The sequence below is a fragment of the Pseudomonas sp. D3-10 genome (assembly GCF_051132175.1).
Taxonomy (GTDB): domain Bacteria; phylum Pseudomonadota; class Gammaproteobacteria; order Pseudomonadales; family Pseudomonadaceae; genus Aquipseudomonas.
The window spans coordinates 611,232-631,184 of sequence record NZ_CP071668.1 but is presented as its reverse complement, the minus strand read 5'-3'; the positions used below and the strand labels follow the sequence as shown (position 1 = coordinate 631,184).

Sequence of the window (19,953 nt, the reverse complement as noted above, 5' to 3'; positions counted from 1 at the left end):
GTAGACACCCGTTTTGTAAACGGCAAAAAACCTGTGGGAGCGAGCCCGCTCGCGAAGGGCCCGCCACAACCTCGAATCAAGCCCTGAACTGACCCAGGCTGGCCTTCAACTGCGCCGCCAGTTTATCCAGCACCTTGCCGCTGGCCGTGGTCTCGACCACCGCCTGGGCAGCCTTCTCGGCCTGGGCGTGGATGGTCTCAACCCGGCCGCGTACCGCTTGCGCGCCCTGGGCTTGATGCGCGGCTGCTTGAGTCGCCAAGCCGATGGCCGCGTGAACCTGCTCGACCGACGCCTGCACCGACTGCTGCAGCCGCGCGCTGTCACGCAACACTGACAGACCTTCATTGGCCTGCCGTCCCGCTTGGCCGATGGCCGCCACGGCTTCGCGCGCGCCTTGTTGCAAGGCCACGATGTGCGCCTGGATATCGCCCGTCGAGCTCTGGGTCTTGCTTGCCAGCGCCCGCACTTCATCCGCCACCACCGCGAAGCCGCGTCCAGTCTCCCCGGCGCGCGCCGCCTCGATGGCCGCATTCAGGGCCAACAGGTTGGTTTGCTCGGCAATACCATGGATCACCGTCAACACGACTTCGATCTGCTCGCTCTGCTGGGCCAGCCGTTCGATGACTTTCGCCCCCGTGTCGACCTGCCCGGCCAACGCTTCGATCAAGCCGCCGACCTTGGCTGACGTGCGGGTGGTTTCATCGGTGGCCTGACGGATCTCCGCTACCTGTTGCAAGGCCGCCTGCATCGCCTGGCTTTCCGATTGAGCCTCATCGGCCATCTGCGACAGCGCACGCAGGCTCTCGGCCACTTCATCGCGCTGCATGCCGGCCGCCGCGTCGGCGCCCGAGTTGCGCAGCGTCATCGCGCCGATCTCCTGACCGGTACGCTGGGCCACATCGCCCGCCTCGCGCACGATGGGTTGCAATTTATCCACAAAGCGGTTGACCGCCGAAGCCATGTCGCCGATTTCGTCCTTGCTGTTGATTTGCACGCGCTTGGTCAGGTCACCCTCGCCCGCCGCCAGATCGTTCATCGCGGCGATCAACAACTTCAAGCGATTGACCACCCGACGCCCCAGCACCACGGCCAACAACACCAACACGCCCAACCCTACCAACGCCAGGCCCAGGCCGATGCGCCAACGCAAGGTCTCTGCGGCTTCTTGAACCGTGACGGCGGTATTGGTCTGCATATCGGTGGCGGTGGCCTGCGCCGAGCCCAGGCGGCCACGCATGGCTGCGGCACTGTCGGCAGCCGCGCCCTTGAGGCTGTCGCCCACCAATTGATCGCTGCTGGCAATCAGCGCGGAGAAGCGCTGGTCGAGCGCCTTGAGGTCGGTTTCCACCGAGGCGGTGGAAACGCCCATCAGCACCTTGCCGATCTCGACGCCATTGGGGTTGATCGACGCTTCGAGGTAATAAACCGATGGATCGTTCTTCGCCGCATCCAATACTTTATCCAACGCCCGATCGCCCTTGCCCTTTTCCAGCAGGGCCTTGTTGATCGGATTTTCCCGGTTCAGGTAGCGAGTCAGGTGTTCCCCTGCGGCGTCGTCATAGATGACGAACAGTACATTGGGATTGCGCTGGGCCCGACGGGCGAATTCGGACAGGGTGGGCACGTCGCTGTCCCACATTGCCCGGGGCGCGACCGAGGCCAGAAGCTGCGCCATATCATTGGCGGAATCCCTCAGGTCTTTTTCCAGGGTTGCACGCAGTTGAGCCTGCTCTTCCTTCAGACGGGAAGACAACCCCGCGGTCAATCGCTGGCGGGTACTGGTGGACAAGCTGTCCAGGCTGGAGGTGACTTCTCGCCCAGCCTGCTCCAACTCACCCGCCAGTTTCTGGCTGTCAACGCCCAGGCGCGCGCCCAGGTCGGACTCAAGCGCGGTGACCGTGCTTCGGGTCAGCGCAACGGCCACCAGCACCTGCACCAAAAGGGCGATACCGAGGGTAACGAAAACAGGCCGCAGCAAACGGCTTTGTAACAGTGAGAGAACGGCCGACACGTGAAATCCCTCTACCAAACGCCATTAATTTGATGGCACGCCTGGAAGGGGTGCCTTAATGGAGATGCGTAGCAAGTGTCATGCCGCCCGACAGGCAGAAACGACAAAGGGCTCCATAAGGAGCCCTTTGCTTGTTACATCAACGACTTATCAGGCAAATGGATGACGCAGAACGATGGTTTCGTTGCGGTCCGGCCCCGTCGAAATAATGTCGATCGGCGCGCCGACCAACTCTTCGACGCGCTTGATGTAGTTGCGCGCGGCCACTGGCAGCTCTTCCAGGGTCTTGGCACCCACGGTGGACTCGGTCCAGCCTGGCATCTGCTCGTAAACCGGCTCCAGGCCGATGTAGCTGTCGGCGTCGGTCGGTGCGTCGATGACAGCGCCGTCCTGGTTCTTGTAACCCACGCAGATGTTGATGGTTTCCAGGCCGTCCAACACGTCCAGCTTGGTCAGGCAAAGGCCCGAGATGCTGTTGACGTCGATGGCGCGACGCAGGATGACGGCGTCGAACCAGCCGCAACGACGGGCACGACCGGTGGTTGCACCGAACTCGTGGCCACGCTTGGCCAGGAACGCACCGACGTCGTCGAACAGCTCAGTCGGGAACGGCCCCGAACCGACGCGGGTGGTGTAGGCCTTGGTGATGCCCAGGATGTAGTCCAGGTACATCGGGCCAAAACCCGAACCGGTGGCGATGCCGCCAGCGGTGGTGTTGGAGCTGGTGACGTACGGGTAGGTGCCGTGGTCGATGTCCAGCAGCGAGCCCTGGGCACCTTCGAACATGATGTCCTTGCCGGCGCGGCGCAGCTCGTGCAGCTCGGCGGTGACGTCGAGCATCATCGGCTTGAGCAACTCGGCGTATTCCATGCACTCATCCAGGGTCTTCTGGAAGTCGATGGCCGGCTCTTTGTAGTAATTGACCAGCACGAAGTTGTGGTAATCCAGCAACTCGCCCAGCTTGGCGGCGAAACGCTCACGGTGGAAGAGGTCACCGATCCGCAGGCCACGACGGGCCACCTTGTCTTCATAGGCCGGGCCGATGCCGCGGCCGGTGGTGCCGATCTTCAGCTCGCCACGGGCCTTTTCACGGGCCTGGTCCAGCGCAACGTGATAGGACAGGATCAGCGGGCAGGACGGGCTGATGCGCAGGCGCTCGCGCACCGGTACGCCTTTCTCTTCCAGCTTGATGATTTCCCGCAGCAGGGCGTCGGGCGCCACCACCACACCGTTGCCGATCAAGCACTGCACGCCTTCGCGCAGCACGCCCGATGGAATCAGGTGCAGAACGGTTTTTTCACCGTCGATCACCAGGGTGTGACCGGCGTTGTGGCCACCTTGGTAGCGCACTACGGCGGCAGCATGTTCGGTCAGCAGATCAACGATCTTGCCTTTGCCCTCATCACCCCACTGGGTGCCCAGGACTACGACATTCTTACCCATAACACTTGTCCTCATTCGCGCAAACTTGGTGCCGGCTCCAGGCCGGCAGGAAAACTCAAGAAGCCAGCGGCAATACTTGCCAAAGCCCGTTCTGCTGAATCAATTGCCGGTCGCAGTCCGCTTCACGGGCGGCGGCCAAAGGTTGCCCAGGCAAGGCCTGGACGACACGCTGACCCTCACTGCGCAACTGGCAGACCATCTGCCAGAGTGCCGCATCCGTACTGTCAGGCATCCAGATACCGCCGGACGGTAACTCGATTTCAGCACGCCCCAGGGTCACCAGGGTTTTCAAATCGGTAGAGAAGCCGGTCGCCGGACGGGCGCGACCGAAGTCGGCGCCGATGTCGTCGTAGCGACCGCCCTGGGCGATGGACTGGCCAACGCCCGGTACAAACACTGCGAACACCACGCCAGTGTGATAGTGATAGCCGCGCAGCTCACCCAGGTCGAAATACAGCGGCAACTCAGGGAAACGCACCGACAGACGCTCGGCAATCGCCAACAGGTCGTCCAGCGCCGCCAACACCGGTGCCGGCGCGCCGGCCAAGCGTTCGCGGGCCGCGCCCAACACTTCACGGCCGCCGCAAAGATCCACCAATGCCCGCAACATGCCGGACAGGTCGCTCGGCAGTCCTTCGGTCAGGCTGATGACTTCATCGATGGCCTTGCGCTGCAAGGCGTCGAACAACCGCTGCTCCACTTCACCGGACAAACCGGCCGCACGGGCCAGGCCACGGTAGATGCCGACATGGCCCAGGTCCATGTGGACATCCGGCACGTCGGCCAGTTGCAGCATGGCCAACATCAGGCTGATGACTTCCACGTCACTGACTGGGCTGGCGTCGCCATAAAGTTCGGCGCCCAACTGGATCGGGCTGCGCGAAGACGACAAGGCACGCGGCTGGGCATGCAGGACACTGCCGGCGTAGCACAGACGGCTCGGGCCTTCGCGGCGCAAGGTGTGGGCATCGATGCGTGCCACTTGTGGCGTGATGTCGGCCCGAAAGCCCATCTGCCGGCCCGATTGCGGGTCGATAACCTTGAAGGTGCGCAAATCCAGGTCCTGGCCCGCACCGGTCAGCAGGGATTCCAGGTACTCGATATGCGGGGTAACGACGAACTCGTAACCCCAACTCTGGAACAGATCCAACACCTGCCGACGCGCTACTTCGATACGCGCGGCTTCCGGTGGCAGTACTTCTTCGATGCCATCTGGCAGCAGCCAGCGGTCTACCGTTGCCATTACGCCATTCCCCTATGGTCCGGGCGGCCAGCTTTCGGGCTGGCCTTGAGTGAAGCAGAAAATGCCCGCGTCATGCGAAAAACCGCAAACAACGCGCAAGGGCGACGTGACGAATGGCCCTGGATCGGCCTCGCCAAGCACTTTCCTCGAAAAACCTGTCGGGTCATTCAACCCGACGCCTGCACCGTATAAACCACAATCGAACGCGCAGACGCAAAAAAGCCGGGAATTTCCCGGCTGCCGCATCATACACACGTTTTCCCAAAGGATCACCCCGCCCGACGTTTTAGCCGCCGGGCGGAGTGCTTCAGGTCAACGTCGCATCAAGGCTTGGCCTTTTCCAGGTAATGGAAAAAGTCACTGCTTGGGTCCAGGACCATGACGTCGGATTTGTTCGCGAAGCTTTCACGGTAGGCACGCAGGCTACGGTAGAACGCGTAGAACTCCTGGTCCTGGCCATAGGCCTTGGCGTAGATCGCAGCGGCCTGGGCATCACCATCACCCCGGACCTCTTCCGATTCACGATAGGCTTCGGCCAGCAGCACGCGGCGTTGACGATCGGCGTCGGCACGGATGCCTTCGGCCAGCTCGTTACCTTTTGCGCGGTGCTCGCGGGCTTCACGCTCACGCTCGGTGCTCATGCGCTCGAACACGCTGCGGTTCACTTCCTTCGGCAGGTCGATGGCCTTGACACGCACGTCGACCACTTCGATACCCAGCTCTTTTTCCGCCATCGCGTTCAGCGAGCGGGTGATGTCTGCCATGAGCGCGTCGCGCTCACCGGACACCACTTCGTGCAGGGTACGTTTACCGAACTGGTCACGCAGGCCCGACTCCAGGCGACGGGACAAACGTTCGTCGGCGATCTGCTTGAGACCAGAGGTCGCGGTGTAGAAGCGCTCGGCATCCTTCACGCGCCACTTGGCGTAGGCATCGACCATCACGGCTTTCTTTTCCAGCGTCAGGAAGCGCTGCGTCGGTGCGTCCAACGTCATCAAGCGCGCATCGAACTTGCGCACCTTGTTAACGTACGGCACCTTCACATGCAGCCCTGGCTGGACATCAGCCTGGACCACGCGACCGAATTGCAGCAACACCGCGCGCTCGGTCTGAGCCACGATATAGAAGCAGTTCCAGGCAGCGATCGCCACGACGACGCCGACAATAAGGGCGATCAGCGATTTATTGCTCATCAGCGACTCTCCCTGGTACGTGCTTGCTGTTGCTGCAGGTCCGCCGCCGCGCGGGCATTGGCTTCATTGCTGGCGGCTGCCGCCGCGCCGGTTGGCGGTGTGCCGGCGTTGCGACCACTCTCGACCATCTTGTCCAGCGGCAAGTACAGCAGATTGCTCTGGCCGTCCTTGTTGCCGGTCACGAGGACCTTGCTGGTGTTGCTGAAGACTTCCTGCATGGTGTCCAGGTACAGGCGCTGGCGCGTGACTTCAGGCGCCTTGCGGTACTCGGCTACCAGTTTGGTGAAGCGATCAGCCTCACCCTTGGCGCGGGAAACCACTTCGTCGCGATAACCGTTGGCATCTTCGATGATGCGCTGGGCCTGACCACGGGCTTCCGGCACAACGCCGTTGGCATAGGTTTCGGCCTGGTTGCGCGAGCGTTGCTCGTCTTCACGGGCGCGGATCACGTCGTCAAAGGCTTCCTGCACTTCGCGCGGTGCCGCTGCGCTCTGTACGTTGACCTGGGTGACCGTGATACCGGTGCGATAGGTATCGAGGAACCGTTGCAGGCGCTCCTTGATTTCGCTGGCCATCAGCTCACGACCTTCGGTCAGCACCTGGTCCATGGCGGTGGAACCCACCACGTGGCGCAGGGCGCTTTCAGTCGCGTGTTGCAGGCTGATCTCCGGCTGGTCGACGTTGAGCACGAAGTCCTGCAGGTTGGTGATCTTGTACTGCACGGTCAGCGGCACTTCGACGATGTTCTCGTCTTCGGTCAGCATCTGGCCCTGCTTGGAGTAGGCACGCTCGCGCGTGACGTTCTCCATGTACTTCTGGTCGATCGGCGGGAAATAGATGTTCAGGCCCGGGCCGACGGTTTCGTAGTATTTGCCGAAGCGCAGCACCACGGCCTGCTCCTGCTCGTCCACGACATACACCGCGCTGTACAGCCAGACAGCCGCGAGCACGACAAGGCCGATGCCGAGCAGGCCGAAACCGCCGCCCTTGCCCGGACGGCTGCCGCCATCGTCACCGCGTTTCCTACCACCACCGAACAAACCGTTCAGGCTGTCCTGCAGCTTGCGGAAGGCCTCGTCGAGATCCGGTGGTCCCTTGCGGTCGCCGTTGTTACGACGCTTGCCGCCCCAGGGATCCTGGTTATTCGAGTTGCCACCCGGCTCATTCCAAGCCATAGCGCTCTCCATCTGATAAAGCAAAGACGCACCCACGGCGCGCCGGCCAATGCTACAGAATGCCTGACACAGCTTTCTCAGGCTTTTATTGCAAAGTGTGTTGCTCGATGAATTCCATCGGCTGGAGCCCTTCGCGACTGACCAGCCGGTTCAGTTCCGACCGAGGCAGGCGAACGGCCAGCAGGCAGATGCCTTCTTCGTCGTGTTCTTCTTTCTGCACCGCCCCCAACTCGAAAAACTGCGCACGCAGCCGGGCAAAACGCTGCGGCAGCTTCAAGGTGCCCACAAACAGGTCATCGCCCAGCAGTTCCGCCACGGCCTGCTTGAGCAGGTCCAGGCCACTGCCATCACGGGCCGAAAGCCAGACCCGCTGCGGCTTTCCGTCGGCATCGCGCTGGATCTGCGGCTCCACGCCTTCGATCAAATCGAGTTTGTTGTATACCTCGAGGATCGGCAAGTCCTGGGCCCCGATCTCTCCCAGCACCACCATGACCTGTTCGATCTGCAGCATCCGGTCCGGTTCGGCGGCATCGATCACGTGCAGCAGCAGGTCGGAGTTGCTCGACTCTTCGAGCGTAGCCCGGAAAGCCTCGACCAGCTTATGCGGCAAATGCCGAATGAAACCCACGGTATCGGCCAGCACGATGGGCCCGAGGTCGCTCAGGTCGAGCCGACGCAAGGTCGGGTCGAGCGTGGCGAACAACTGGTCGGCGGCATAGACATCGGATTGGGTGACGTTGTTGAACAGGGTCGATTTGCCGGCGTTGGTATAACCCACCAGTGAAACCGTCGGGATGTCGGCCCGCTTGCGGCCGCGCCGCGATTGCTCGCGCTGGCTGCGGACCTTCTCCAGCCGCCCTTTGATCTGGCGCAGGCGAACCCGCAGCAGGCGCCGGTCGGTTTCCAGCTGGGTTTCACCCGGGCCCCGCAGGCCGATACCGCCTTTCTGGCGCTCAAGGTGAGTCCAGCCGCGGACCAGCCGCGTGCTCATGTGCTCAAGCTGGGCCAGTTCGACCTGGAGCTTGCCTTCATGGGTACGCGCGCGTTGGGCGAAGATATCGAGAATCAGCCCGGTGCGGTCGATCACGCGGCACTCGAAGACACGTTCGAGGTTGCGTTCCTGACTGGGCGTGAGGATGTGATTGAAAATCACCAGATCGATGTGCTCGGCTTTGACCAGGTCGCGCAACTCCTCGACCTTGCCACTGCCGATCAGGAATTTGGCGGTTGGCCGATGACGCGGCACGTTGAAAAACGCGACGGTCTCGGCGCCGGCCGAAATTGCCAATTCCTGAAACTCCTGCGGATCTTCGCGCGCCTCAGGGTCCTGTCCTTCCAAGTGAACGAGAATGGTCCGCTCACCACCACCGTGGCGCTCAAAGAACAAAGGAGGCTCCTATCAAGCGTTACCCGGCTCAGCGTCACCGCCTTCGGATTCGGTTGCGCTAGGCAGACGAATCGGACGAACCGGCACCACTGTCGAGATAGCGTGTTTGTAGACCATCTGGCTGACGGTGTTCTTCAGCAGGATGACGAACTGGTCGAAAGACTCGATCGTGCCTTGCAGTTTGATCCCGTTGACCAGATAGATGGACACCCCAACTTTCTCTTTACGTAAAGTGTTCAAGTAAGGGTCTTGTAGCGAATGCCCTTTTGACATGTGCCGCACTCCTTTAAGGATCAATTATAAAAATCGGAATTCAGATGGCTTGGGCCGTCACACCCCCAAGGATAGACGGCAATTGCAAGGACTCAGCTCAATATGGAGATGGTCCCGAGGTATTTCAAGGCGCGTGGCAGATTGTCGCAATCAAGGCTGTCAAGCCAATGCAAGTCAGTCCAGCTGCGCAGCCAGGTGAACTGGCGTTTCGCCAATTGGCGCGTGGCAATGATTCCACGCTCGCGCATCTCGGCTGACGTCAGCTTGCCGTCCAGGTAGTCCCAGACTTGTCGATAACCCACCGCACGTATAGACGGCAACCCGGCATGCAGGTCACTTCGCTCACGCAGGGCTACGACCTCGTCTATGAATCCCTGTTCCAACATTAATGTGAATCTTTGTTCAATTCGCCGATGCAGCACTTGCCGGTTCGCCGGAGCGATGGCCAGATTCGCGACAGTATAGGGCAATTGTTGCAGTCCCGAAGCGGCTGCTTCAGTACTTTGCGCAGATTGTCGCTGCCGCAGGGCCGTCATGCTCTGGCCGCTCACCCGATAAACCTCCAGGGCCCGGCTGAGCCGCTGCGGGTCGTTGGGGTGAATGCGCGCCGCCGATTCAGGATCGATCACCGCCAATTGTTCGTGAAGCGCTTGCCAGCCAAGGCGCGCAGCCTCTTCTTCGATCTGTGCGCGCACCTCGGGATCGGCCGCCGGCATGTCCGCCAGGCCATCGACCAGGGCTTTGTAGTACAGCATCGTACCGCCCACCAGCAGCGGAATCTTGCCTCGCGCAGTGATCTCGGCCATGGCCTGGAGCGCATCACGCCGAAAATCAGCCGCCGAATAGGCTTCGGCCGGGTCGAGGATGTCGATCAGCCGATGGGGATATTCAGCCAGCAAAGCTTTCGACGGTTTGGCGGTGCCGATGTCCATGCCCCGGTAGACCAGCGCCGAATCGACGCTGATCAACTCGCAGGGCAAGACCTTGGTCAGTTCGATGGCCAGGTCGGTCTTGCCGGCGGCCGTCGGCCCCATCAGGAAAATCGCGGGTGGCAACTGGCTCATCAACGACCGCGCAGGAACAGTTTGTCCAGGTCGTCCAGGCCCAGTTGAGTCCAGGTCGGCCGGCCATGGTTGCATTGACCGCTGCGTTCGGTGTTTTCCATGTCCCGCAACAGGCCGTTCATTTCCGGCAAGGCCAGGCGCCGGTTGGCGCGGATCGCGCCGTGGCAGGCCATGGTGCCGAGCAATTCGTTCAAGTGCGCCTGGATCCGGTCGCTGGTGCCATATTCCATCAGGTCCGCCAGCACGTCGCTGACCAGGCGATTGGCCTCGGCCTGTTTCAACAAGGCCGGGATCTGCCGGATCGCCAGGGTTTCCGGGCCCAGGCGCTGTAGCTCGAAGCCCAGGCGCTGGAACCAGCTCATGTGCTCTTCAGCGCAATCGGCTTCGCGCTGGCTGACGGCCAGGGATTCGGGAACCAACAAAGGTTGGCCGCTCAAGCCTTCGCTGGCCATGGCGATCTTCAATCGCTCGTACATGATCCGCTCGTGAGCGGCGTGCATATCCACCAGGACCAGGCCCTGGGCGTTTTCGGAAAGGATGTAGATGCCTTTTAGCTGCGCCAGGGCATAACCCAACGGTGGTATATCTCCCTGACCGTCGGGCAATGTCGCCGCAGCGGTTTCAGGCAGAGGCTTGAAGAACTCGCGATACGCGGCCTGGGCCTCGGCTGCCGGCACATTGGATTGTGGGCGCGGCGTGTATTGATACTGATAACCGCTGCCAGCGCCGCTTCCGCCTGTGTTGTAGGCTGGTTGGGGCTGGGGTTGCTCCAGCAGGGCATGGGCCGCCAGGCGCATTTCCCCCTGGGGGCCAAACTCGCCGGCCTCCAGCCCGGTCGGCCGGACCATGCCGGCCACGGCCGCCGGGGCCGCCAACTGATCTTCCGGCCGAACATCGCCCAGGGCTCGATGCAACGTGCCATAGAGGAAATCGTGGACCATGCGTCCATCACGGAAACGCACTTCGTGCTTGGTCGGGTGGACGTTGACGTCCACCACCGATGGGTCGACTTCGAAGAACAGCACGAAGGTGGGATGCCGACCGTTGAACAGCACATCGCGGTAGGCCTGGCGCACCGCATGGGCCACCAATTTGTCGCGCACCGCACGGCCGTTCACGTAGAAATATTGCAGGTCCGCCTGGCTGCGGGAAAACGTCGGCAAGCCGACCCAACCCCACAGGTGCAAGCCATTGCGCTCCACCTCGATGGGCAAGGCCTGCTCCAGAAAACCCGCGCCACACACCGCGCCCACACGCCGGGCGCGAGCCGCATCATCGTTGGCCTCGTGCAGGCTGAGGATGGTCTTGCCGTTGTGGCGCAGGTGAAACGCCACGTCAAACCGTGCAAGGGCCAGGCGCTTGATGACTTCCTGCAAATGATCGAATTCGGTTTTCTCGGCCTTGAGGAACTTGCGCCGGGCCGGAGTATTGAAGAACAAGTCCCGTACTTCAACCGACGTGCCCACCGGATGAGCGGCGGGTTGCACATGGGAAGCCATGTCGCGGCCTTCGGTCTCGACCTGCCAGGCCTGATCGGCGTTTCGGGTGCGGGACGTGAGCGTCAGGCGTGACACCGAACTGATGGACGCCAGCGCCTCGCCACGAAACCCCAGGCTCATGACCCGTTCGAGGTCTTCCAGGTCACGAATCTTGCTGGTCGCGTGACGCGCCAGGGCCAGCGGCAGGTCATCGGCGGGAATGCCGCGACCGTCGTCGCGCACCCGCAACAGCTTGACCCCGCCCTGCTCGACATCGACGTCAATACGCCTGGCCCCGGAGTCGAGACTGTTTTCCAGCAGCTCCTTGATGACCGACGCGGGGCGCTCGACCACTTCGCCGGCGGCGATCTGGTTCGCCAGCCGAGGGCTGAGCAGTTCGATGCGGGCGGTGCTGTCGATCACGTCATCGCTCATTGCTTGGCCGCCACTTCGTTGCCAGGAATGGTCAGGGTCTGCCCGATCTTCAGCTCGTCACTTTGCAGATTGTTGGCGCTGCGCAAGGTCGCGGGCGACACCTGATAGCGCACGGCGATCATCGCCAGGGTTTCGCCCGGGTTGACTCGATGGTCGCGCGGGCCCTGGGCGATCTTGCCCGAATCGCGCAGCCAGGCGATGTAGGTGCCGGGCGGTGGATTCTGCTGGAAGAACTGCCGCACGCCACTGCTGATGGATCGGGCCAAGGCCTGCTGGTGGCTTGACGACGACAGTTTAGAGGCTTCGTTGGCGTTGGAAATGAACCCGGTTTCCACCAGGATCGACGGGATGTCCGGCGACTTGAGCACCATGAACCCGGCCTGCTCGACCCGCTGCTTGTGCAATGGCGTGACGCGGCCGATGTTGCTCAGCACTTTTTGGCCGACGTTCAGGCTGGAGGTCAACGAGGCGGTCATCGACAAGTCCAGCAACACACCGGCGAGCATCCGGTCCTTGTCGTCGAGGCTGACGTTGCCAGCACCGCCGATCAGGTCGGAACGGTTTTCACTGTCGGCCAGCCAGCGGGCGGTCTCGGAAGTGGCACCACGGTCGGACAAGGCAAATACCGAGGCGCCAAACGCAGCCTTGGAGGGTGCGGCGTCGGCATGGATCGAGACGAACAGGTCCGCGCCCTTCTTGCGGGCGATTTCCGTGCGTCCGCGCAGGGGAATGAAATAGTCGCCCGTGCGGGTCAGTTCGGCGCGGAAGCCTTTCATGCCGTTGACCTGGCGCTGCAGTTCGCGGGCGATGGACAGCACCACGTCCTTCTCACGCTGCCCGCGCGAACCCGAGGCGCCAGGGTCTTCGCCACCGTGGCCGGCGTCGATAACCACAATGATGTCGCGTTTGCCGGCCGGGGCCGGTGGCAGCTTGATCGCGGGTTCAGTGGGCGTGACCGGCACGGCGGGCACCGTGGCGACTTTGGTCGGCGGCGGCGGTGTCGGCGCGGCATCGGCCGGGTTATCGAACAGGTCCACCACCAGCCGGTTGCCGTACTGGGCGTTGGGCGCCAGGGTGAAGCTCTTCGGGGTCACCGCTTGTTTCAGGTCGACGACCACCCGCAGGTCGGTCGGCGTACGCTGGGCCGAGCGCATGGCGGTAATCGGAGTGTTGGCGGTGGGCACGTTCAGCGGCGCGCCCAGGGACGCGCCATTGATGTCGATCACCAGGCGATCCGGGGCGGTCAGGGTGAATACGCTGTGCTGCACCGGGCCTGTCAGGTCGAACACCAGCCGGGTATTGTCCGGCGCCCGCCAGAGGCGAACGCTGTTGACCTTTGTCTCAGCCACAGCATCGACGGCCAGTGCCGTAAGCAACAGTCCTACGACAGCAACCACCGCGCGAAAGCGCATACCAAACCCCATCATTTAATTAGTTTCCAAAGCCAAGGCGGCACACCACGACTCGCCACGCGAGCCTTGCGGTGTCAGTTTCAGCGAACGCCCGCCATTCTGCGCGCCAATGGTAATGGTCAGGTCCGGCTTTGGCAAAAAGCCTGCACCTTTCTGGGGCCATTCGATCAGGCACAAGGCGTCATCTTCGAAGTAATCACGGATGCCGAGGAACTCCAGCTCTTCGGGATCGACCAGCCGATACAGATCGAAATGAAACGCTCGGATGTCGCCGATCTCGTAGGGCTCGACCAGGGTGAAAGTAGGGCTCTTGACTGAGCCGACGTGCCCGAGACCACGGATGATGCCACGGGACAAGGTGGTTTTTCCCGCGCCGAGGTCGCCCTCGAGAAAGATCAAGCCATGCCCTGCGGTGATTTGCGCGATACGCGCGCCAAATTGTGTCATGGCTTGTTCGTCCGCCACGTACAGGGTTACTTCAGACACGGTGAATGCTCCTCCAACAACTGACGAATGGCCGGGATCAGATCGGTCGCCGCCAATCCCCGGCCCGAGCGACCGCACTGGACGCCCGCGCTGGCATGCAGCCAGACCGCCAGGCATGCGGCCTCGAACGCTTCCAGCCCCTGGGCCAGCAACGCGCCGACGACCCCAGCGAGCACATCCCCCAGGCCGGCGGTGGCCATGGCCGGGTGGCCTTGGGTACAAACCGCCAGGCGGCCGTCCGGGCTGGCGATCAAGCTGCCGGCCCCCTTGAGGATCACGGTAGCTGTGTATTTCTGGCTCAAGGCGTGGGCCGCCGCCGAGCGGTCGGCCTGCACCTGAGCCGTGGATATCCCCAGCAATCGCGCCGCCTCGCCCGGATGCGGGGTAATGACGCAATGTTCGGGCAGGCTGACCGCGCCAAGGCTCAACAGATTCAGGGCATCGGCGTCCCACACCTGGGGCAGCGCAGCATTGGCCGCCGCCGACAGCAGGCTGCGTCCCCAGGCAGCCTGGCCCAAGCCCGGGCCGACCACCAGGACGTTGGCCTGCTTGAGCAAGCCCATCAATTGATTGGCCGAATGAGTGCCCTGCACCATCACCTCAGGCAAACGGACCAGCGCCGAGGCGACGTGCTCGCTGCGGGTGGCCATCGAAACCATGCCCGCGCCGCAGCGCAGCGCACTTTCGGCGCTCATCTGGATCGCGCCGCCGAAACCCCGGTCGCCGCCGATCAACAGCACGTGACCGAACTTGCCTTTGTGGGACGTGGGCGGGCGAGGCGTCAGGCGCGGCAGATTAACAGGCAGGAGCAGACGGGCACTGGAAGGCGCCGACTCAACAATTTCAGGGTCGGCGTGCAGGTCGTTGAACACCAACTCACCGACTCGATCCGCCGCATCCCCGGTGAACAAGCCAAGCTTCAAGCCGATGAACGTCACGGTCAGGTCAGCCGCCACGGCGGTCCCGAGCACTCGGCCGGTGTCCGCACACAGCCCGGACGGTATATCCACCGCCGCGACCGGCAAACCGCTGACATTGATCGTATCGATCGCCCGGACATAAGGCTCGCGCACTTCGCCGGTGGTCCCGGTGCCGAGCAGCGCGTCGAGCAGCACTCCCCGCAGCTCGCTATCGTCCGACCAAGGCTCCACCGGCACACCCACGGCCACGGCCTCTGCATGGGCATTGGCGGCATCACCCAACAGGCGCCGGGGCTCGCCCACGGCCAGGACCCGTACCGACCAGCCGGCTCGGCGGGCCAGGGCAGCGACCAGGTAGCCATCGCCGGCGTTGTTGCCATGCCCGGCCAGCACGGTCAATTCAGCGCTTTGCGGCCAACGTCGCACGATTGCTCGCCACGTGGCGCGGGCGGCACGCTGCATCAGTTCGAAGCCGCTGGTGCCTGCCGCGATCAGCTGTGCATCCAAGGCCCGGACCTGCGCGGCGCTGTACAGCGCGTCGGGAAAATCATCTTTAGTCTGCGGCATGCGTCTTCGGGCTCCGATGTCTGGCAGAATTATACGCATCTCAGCTCCGGTTTCTCTCGCCTCATGCCTGCCATTCCCACAGACCTTGCCACCCTCGCCCAATCCATCAAGGAATGGGGCCGCGAGCTGGGCTTCCAGCAGGTCGGCATCAGCGGCCTGGACCTGGCCGAGCATGAACAACATCTGCAACGCTGGCTCGAGGCCGGCTACCACGGCGAAATGGACTATATGGGCGCCCATGGCAGCAAACGCTCGCACCCTGAAGAACTGGTGCCCGGCACGCTGCGGGTGGTGTCGCTGCGCATGGATTACCTGGCGGGCGACACCCAAATGGCCCAATTACTTGGCGAACCGGAAAAAGCCTACGTTTCGCGTTATGCGTTGGGCCGCGATTACCACAAATTGATCCGTAAGCGCGTGCAGCAACTGGCGGAAAAAATCCAAGAGGCCATCGGCCCCTTCGGCTATCGCGCCTTCGTCGACAGCGCGCCGGTGCTGGAAAAAGCCATTGCCGAACAGGCCGGCCTGGGTTGGATCGGCAAGAACACCCTGGTCCTGAACCGCAAGGCCGGCAGTTATTTTTTCCTCAGCGAGCTTTTTGTCGACCTGCCGTTGCCGGTGGACCCGCCCCACGGCACCGAGCATTGTGGGAAATGCACCGCTTGCCTGGACATCTGTCCGACCAATGCCTTCGTCGGCCCTTATGTACTGGATGCCCGACGGTGCATTTCATACCTCACTATCGAGTTGAAGAACGCCATTCCGGAGGATCTGCGGCCCTTGATCGGCAACCGGGTGTTCGGTTGCGATGACTGCCAGATCGTTTGTCCATGGAACCGCTTCGCCCGGCCATCCGGCGAAAGCGACTTCAAGCCACGGCACAACCTGGACAACGCCGGGCTGGCGGAGCTGTTCATGTGGGACGAGGAAAAATTCCTCAGCAGTACCGAAGGTTCACCGTTGCGCCGTGCTGGGTACGAACGTTGGCTGCGCAATCTGGCGGTGGGCCTGGGCAACGCGCCGTCAACGATTCCCGTGCTGCAAGCGCTGGAGGCGCGGCGCGATTATCCGTCGGAACTGGTGCGCGAACACGTGGAATGGGCGCTGCGCCAGCACGCCACGCGTCAGACTTCGTCGTTATAGACGAACTTAGGCATTTCCCAGTGAAAACGAATCGCCAGGAGCCGCAGCAGAAAACCGCCAAACAATGTGATGAGGATCGACTGCTCGCTGGGCAATTGCAGGTAGACGCATAACAAATAGCACCACGCGGCGGCAAACGAGACGCTGGCGTAGAGCTCGCGACGGAAGATCAGCGGAATATCGTTACAGAAGATATCCCGCAGGATGCCGCCAAATACCCCCGTGATCACGCCGCTCACCGAGGCGACCAACATGCCATGGCCCATTTCCAGCGCAGTCATGCAGCCAATCAGCGTAAATGCCACCAACCCCACGGCATCGAGCACCAAAAATAGCGAGCGCAGGTGACGCATCCAGCGCGCCAGGAACACCGTGAGCATCGCAGCCGCGGTGGTGAGCACCAGGTATTCCGGATGCTTGACCCATGTGAGCGGGTAGTGACCGAGCAACACGTCGCGCACCGAGCCACCACCCAGCGCCGTGATGCAGGCGATCAGCACCACACCAAACCAGTCCATGCCACGCCGCCCGGCGGATAGCGCGCCGGTCATGGCTTCGGCGGTAATGGCGATCAGATACAGCATCAGCAACATGGTGGCGGTCCTTGCGGGAAGGCGCGCAGTCTAGCCAGTTTGGGCGGGCACCAAAAGAGGGCCAGATCCCGTCGGCTGCCGGAGCGTGGCGAGGGGATTTATCCCCGCTGGGCTGCAAAGCAGCCCCAAATACAACCAACACCGACCGGCCTGACACAACCAGACATCAGGTCAAGGGGCTGCTCCGCAGCCCAACGGGGCGGTGCGACGTTTCGCTAAATCCCCTCGCCACAAAAGCTTGCCCGCCAGTCGCTTGGGGTTGGCTCAGAACTTGATGAAGTGCTTGCGGTAATGCTTCAGCTCGGCGATGGATTCGCGGATGTCGTCCAGGGCCAGGTGCGTACTGCCTTTCTGGAAACTGTCGCGCACTTCGGGAGCCCAGCGAGCGGCCAGTTCCTTGAGCGTGGAGACGTCAAGGTTGCGGTAATGGAAATAGCTTTCCAGGGATTTCATGTGGGTGTACAGGAAGCGACGGTCCTGGCAGATGCTGTTGCCGCAGATCGGCGACTTGCCCCTCGGCACCCATTGCTCGAGGAAAGCGATGGTCTGGGCTTCAGCCTCGGCCATGCTGATCTTGCTCTCGCGCACCCGCTGGGTCAGGCCCGAGCCGCCGTGTTGGCGGGTGTTCCACTCGTCCATGCCGGCCAGGATCTCGTCACTGTGATGGATCGCGATCACCGGCCCTTCGGCCAAGGTATTGAGATCGCTGTCGGTGACGATGGTGGCCATTTCGATGATGACGTCGCTGTCAGGGTTCAGACCGGTCATTTCCAGGTCGATCCAGATCAGGTTCTGCGGGTTTTGCAGGTTTTGCATGGGGGAGCTCCTCGGCTTAGCTGCGCAGTTTAGCTTAGGAAGCCCCTTGGGCGTGCTAAACTCGCCGCCGTTTTAAACCAATCGATGTATTTCTTCATACGGAACACCCATGGCCAAACGCCAACTCAATCGTCGTCAGAACTGGCGCATCGAAAAGATCCAGGGCGAGCGTGCCGCCCGTGCCGCCAAGCGCGAATCCAGCGCTGTCGAAGCCTTGGAAGGCGGTGACCTGGGCCCCGAGCAGACCGGCCTGGTGATCGCTCACTTCGGTGTGCAGGTCGAGGTCGAGGCCCAGGAAGGCGAACTGGCCGGCCAGGTGTTCCGCTGCCACCTGCGCGCCAACCTGCCAGCGCTGGTGACCGGCGACCAAGTGGTCTGGCGTGCCGGCAACCAGGGCATCGGCGTGATCGTCGCGCAACTGCCCCGGCACACCGAGCTGTGCCGTCCCGACAGCCGGGGCCAACTCAAGCCAGTGGCCGCCAACGTCGACATGATCGTCATCGTGTTCGCTCCGTTGCCCGAGCCCCACGCCAACCTGATCGACCGTTACCTGGTAGCGGCCGAACACGCCGGCATCCGTCCGCTGCTGCTGCTCAACAAGTTCGACCTGATCGATGAGCACAACGCCCCGGCGCTGAACGCACTGCTGTCGGTCTATCGGGACCTGGGTTACCCAGTGTTGGAGGTCTCGGCCCATCACGGCAACGGCATGGAACAATTGCAGCGGCAACTGGACGGACGCATCAGCGTGTTCGTCGGCCAGTCCGGCGTCGGCAAGTCTTCGTTGGTCAACAGCCTGCTGCCGGAGGTCGAGACCCGCGTCGGGCCGTTGTCCGAGCTGTCCGGCCAGGGCACACACACCACAACCACCGCGCGGCTGTTCCACTTTCCCGGCGGCGGCGAACTGATCGACTCGCCGGGCATCCGCGAATTCGGCCTGGGCCACGTCAGCCGGGCGGATGTCGAAGCCGGCTTCATCGAATTCAACGAGCTGATCGGCACCTGCCGCTTCCGCGACTGCAAGCATGATCGCGAACCCGGGTGCGCCTTGCTCAAGGCACTGGAAGAAGGCCGCGTGCACCAGCAACGGATGAACAGTTACCGCTCGATCATCGCCAGCCTGCCGGAGAGCAGTTACTGACTGTTGGTCACTATGGTGACGAGTCTCAGGTAAACCGATACCCACAAAAAAGCCGACAATGATGTCGGCTTTTTTGTGGATCACTGCGCCGGCGGCTCGGCCGGTTTCGGTGCGGCGTCGTCGAACAGGTTCAGGCGTTCGCGCAACTCGTGGGCCGGCACCGGCTGCTGGTCCGCCGGCAAGGCGTTCGGATCGACCGCTGCACCTGGCGCGGCCGCTGACACCGACACTTCACCTGGCGCGCCCTCGCCTTGGGCCGAATCGGGCACCGAATCGGGCACCGAATCGGGCACCGAATCGTCTGCTTGTGAACCCTCGATGGCTTTTTGGGCCTTCTTGGTCAACACCACGATATCGATACGCCGGTTGACCGGATTGAAGGGGTCTTGGCGATCGAACAGTGCCGAAGACGCATAACCGACCACCCGCGCCACTTGCTCGTCCGGATAGCTGCCCGCCACCAGGGCGCGACGTGCCGCGTTGGCGCGGTTGGCCGAGAGTTCCCAGTTACCGAAATCGCCTTTGCCCACGTACGGCTTGGCATCGGTATGGCCGCTGATACTGATCTTGTTCGGCACCGCCTTGATGGTGTCGGCCATGGCCAGCAGGATGTCTTCGAAATACGGCTTGAGCCGCGCGCTGCCAGAGTCGAACATCGGCCGGTTGTCGGCGTCCATGATCTGGATGCGCAGGCCGTTCGGCGTGATCTCGAACAGGATCTGGTCCTTGAACTTCTGCAATTCGGGATTTTCTTCGACCTTGTTCTGCAACTCTTGCAGGAGCAATTCCAGGCGCTCGCGCTCGACCTGCTCGGCCATGCCCTCGGCCTCATTGGCGTCGACGGTCGCCTTGTCGGGCTGGGGCTGGGATTTGACCTCGGGGTTGAGGGTATTTTCCGGTGCCAGGACAGGCGAGCCGCCCAGATCGATGATGTACGGCGTGCCGCTCTCGGAAAAACCCACCGGGTCCTTGAAGTAACCGGCGATCGCGATCTTCTGTTCCGGCGTCGCCGTGGACAGCAGCCACAGCACCAGGAAGAACGCCATCATCGCCGTGGCAAAGTCAGCGAAAGCGATTTTCCAGGCGCCGCCGTGATGCCCGCCAGCTATACGCTTGACGCGCTTGACGATGATCGGTTGGTTATTCTCCATAACGAGTGCTCTGCTTCACAAA

General features: G+C 62.5%; 17 protein-coding genes and 1 pseudogene. 2 read left to right on the top strand and 16 right to left on the bottom strand.

From position 1 onward, the window contains the following. Nucleotides 1-76: 76 nt before the first annotated feature. From J3P90_RS02700 to J3P90_RS02640, 13 genes and pseudogenes are all read right to left on the bottom strand, one after another. Nucleotides 77-781 (bottom strand): methyl-accepting chemotaxis protein, encoded by a 705-nt coding sequence (locus tag J3P90_RS02700; protein WP_420766316.1) that lies wholly within the window; start codon nt 779-781, stop codon nt 77-79. 201 nt (nt 782-982) lie between these two features. Further along, nucleotides 983-1,036 (bottom strand): annotated as a pseudogene (locus J3P90_RS02695) (hypothetical protein); the annotation flags it as partial. Between the two features lie 1,125 nt (nt 1,037-2,161). Continuing rightward, nucleotides 2,162-3,454: an adenylosuccinate synthase gene (locus J3P90_RS02690; protein ID WP_003186407.1), complete on the bottom strand. Its 1,293-nt coding sequence runs from the start codon at nt 3,452-3,454 to the stop codon at nt 2,162-2,164. 55 nt (nt 3,455-3,509) lie between these two features. Next, the gene (locus J3P90_RS02685; protein WP_420766192.1) at nt 3,510-4,697 is read right to left on the bottom strand and encodes an ATP phosphoribosyltransferase regulatory subunit; all 1,188 of its coding nucleotides are present in this window, start codon (nt 4,695-4,697) and stop codon (nt 3,510-3,512) included. Nucleotides 4,698-5,020: 323 nt separating this feature from the next. Continuing rightward, nucleotides 5,021-5,890, bottom strand: coding sequence for a protease modulator HflC (gene hflC / locus J3P90_RS02680; protein ID WP_420766191.1), 870 nt, complete (start codon nt 5,888-5,890; stop codon nt 5,021-5,023). Then, a complete protein-coding gene (hflK, locus tag J3P90_RS02675) occupies nt 5,890-7,065 on the bottom strand; it encodes an FtsH protease activity modulator HflK (RefSeq protein ID WP_434675791.1) in 1,176 nt (391 codons plus the stop codon). Before hflK ends, hflC begins: the two co-directional genes overlap by 1 nt. An 85-nt stretch (nt 7,066-7,150) precedes the next feature. Further along, on the bottom strand, nt 7,151-8,452 hold the full coding sequence (gene hflX / locus J3P90_RS02670) for a ribosome rescue GTPase HflX (RefSeq protein ID WP_434675790.1): 1,302 nt from the start codon (nt 8,450-8,452) through the stop codon (nt 7,151-7,153). 12 nt (nt 8,453-8,464) lie between these two features. Beyond that, nucleotides 8,465-8,725 (bottom strand): RNA chaperone Hfq, encoded by a 261-nt coding sequence (gene hfq / locus J3P90_RS02665; protein ID WP_003186419.1) that lies wholly within the window; start codon nt 8,723-8,725, stop codon nt 8,465-8,467. Nucleotides 8,726-8,817: 92 nt separating this feature from the next. Then, on the bottom strand, nt 8,818-9,789 hold the full coding sequence (gene miaA, locus J3P90_RS02660) for a tRNA (adenosine(37)-N6)-dimethylallyltransferase MiaA (protein WP_420766188.1): 972 nt from the start codon (nt 9,787-9,789) through the stop codon (nt 8,818-8,820). After that, nucleotides 9,789-11,702, bottom strand: coding sequence for a DNA mismatch repair endonuclease MutL (gene mutL, locus J3P90_RS02655; protein ID WP_434649121.1), 1,914 nt, complete (start codon nt 11,700-11,702; stop codon nt 9,789-9,791). The genes miaA and mutL overlap by 1 nt, the downstream gene beginning before the upstream one ends. Then, nucleotides 11,699-13,129 (bottom strand): N-acetylmuramoyl-L-alanine amidase, encoded by a 1,431-nt coding sequence (locus tag J3P90_RS02650; protein WP_434560970.1) that lies wholly within the window; start codon nt 13,127-13,129, stop codon nt 11,699-11,701. The genes mutL and J3P90_RS02650 overlap by 4 nt, the downstream gene beginning before the upstream one ends. Beyond that, the gene (tsaE, locus tag J3P90_RS02645; protein ID WP_305482479.1) at nt 13,130-13,600 is read right to left on the bottom strand and encodes a tRNA (adenosine(37)-N6)-threonylcarbamoyltransferase complex ATPase subunit type 1 TsaE; all 471 of its coding nucleotides are present in this window, start codon (nt 13,598-13,600) and stop codon (nt 13,130-13,132) included. Beyond that, the gene (locus tag J3P90_RS02640) at nt 13,588-15,087 is read right to left on the bottom strand and encodes an NAD(P)H-hydrate dehydratase (protein WP_434675789.1); all 1,500 of its coding nucleotides are present in this window, start codon (nt 15,085-15,087) and stop codon (nt 13,588-13,590) included. Before J3P90_RS02640 ends, tsaE begins: the two co-directional genes overlap by 13 nt. A gap of 63 nt (nt 15,088-15,150) precedes the next feature. On the opposite strand from J3P90_RS02640, the gene queG reads away from it, so the two are divergent. Beyond that, nucleotides 15,151-16,230, top strand: a complete 1,080-nt coding sequence (queG, locus tag J3P90_RS02635; RefSeq protein ID WP_420766183.1) for a tRNA epoxyqueuosine(34) reductase QueG — start codon at nt 15,151-15,153, stop codon at nt 16,228-16,230. Here queG and J3P90_RS02630 read toward each other — a convergent pair. Together J3P90_RS02630 and orn are read right to left on the bottom strand one after the other, a co-directional pair. Next, nucleotides 16,212-16,823 (bottom strand): trimeric intracellular cation channel family protein, encoded by a 612-nt coding sequence (locus J3P90_RS02630; RefSeq protein ID WP_420766182.1) that lies wholly within the window; start codon nt 16,821-16,823, stop codon nt 16,212-16,214. The genes queG and J3P90_RS02630 overlap by 19 nt on opposite strands. 264 nt (nt 16,824-17,087) lie before the next feature. Then, nucleotides 17,088-17,630 carry an oligoribonuclease gene (orn, locus tag J3P90_RS02625; protein ID WP_434676533.1) on the bottom strand — a complete coding sequence of 181 codons (543 nt, stop codon included), beginning with the start codon at nt 17,628-17,630 and terminating at the stop codon, nt 17,088-17,090. Between the two features lie 118 nt (nt 17,631-17,748). Here orn and rsgA point away from each other — a divergent pair, with 118 nt between their 5' ends. Continuing rightward, a complete protein-coding gene (gene rsgA / locus J3P90_RS02620) occupies nt 17,749-18,780 on the top strand; it encodes a small ribosomal subunit biogenesis GTPase RsgA (RefSeq protein ID WP_053117887.1) in 1,032 nt (343 codons plus the stop codon). Between the two features lie 80 nt (nt 18,781-18,860). On the opposite strand, the gene motB is transcribed toward rsgA, so the two are convergent. Next, nucleotides 18,861-19,931, bottom strand: coding sequence for a flagellar motor protein MotB (motB, locus tag J3P90_RS02615; RefSeq protein WP_434675788.1), 1,071 nt, complete (start codon nt 19,929-19,931; stop codon nt 18,861-18,863). Between the last annotated feature and the right edge of the window lie 22 nt (nt 19,932-19,953).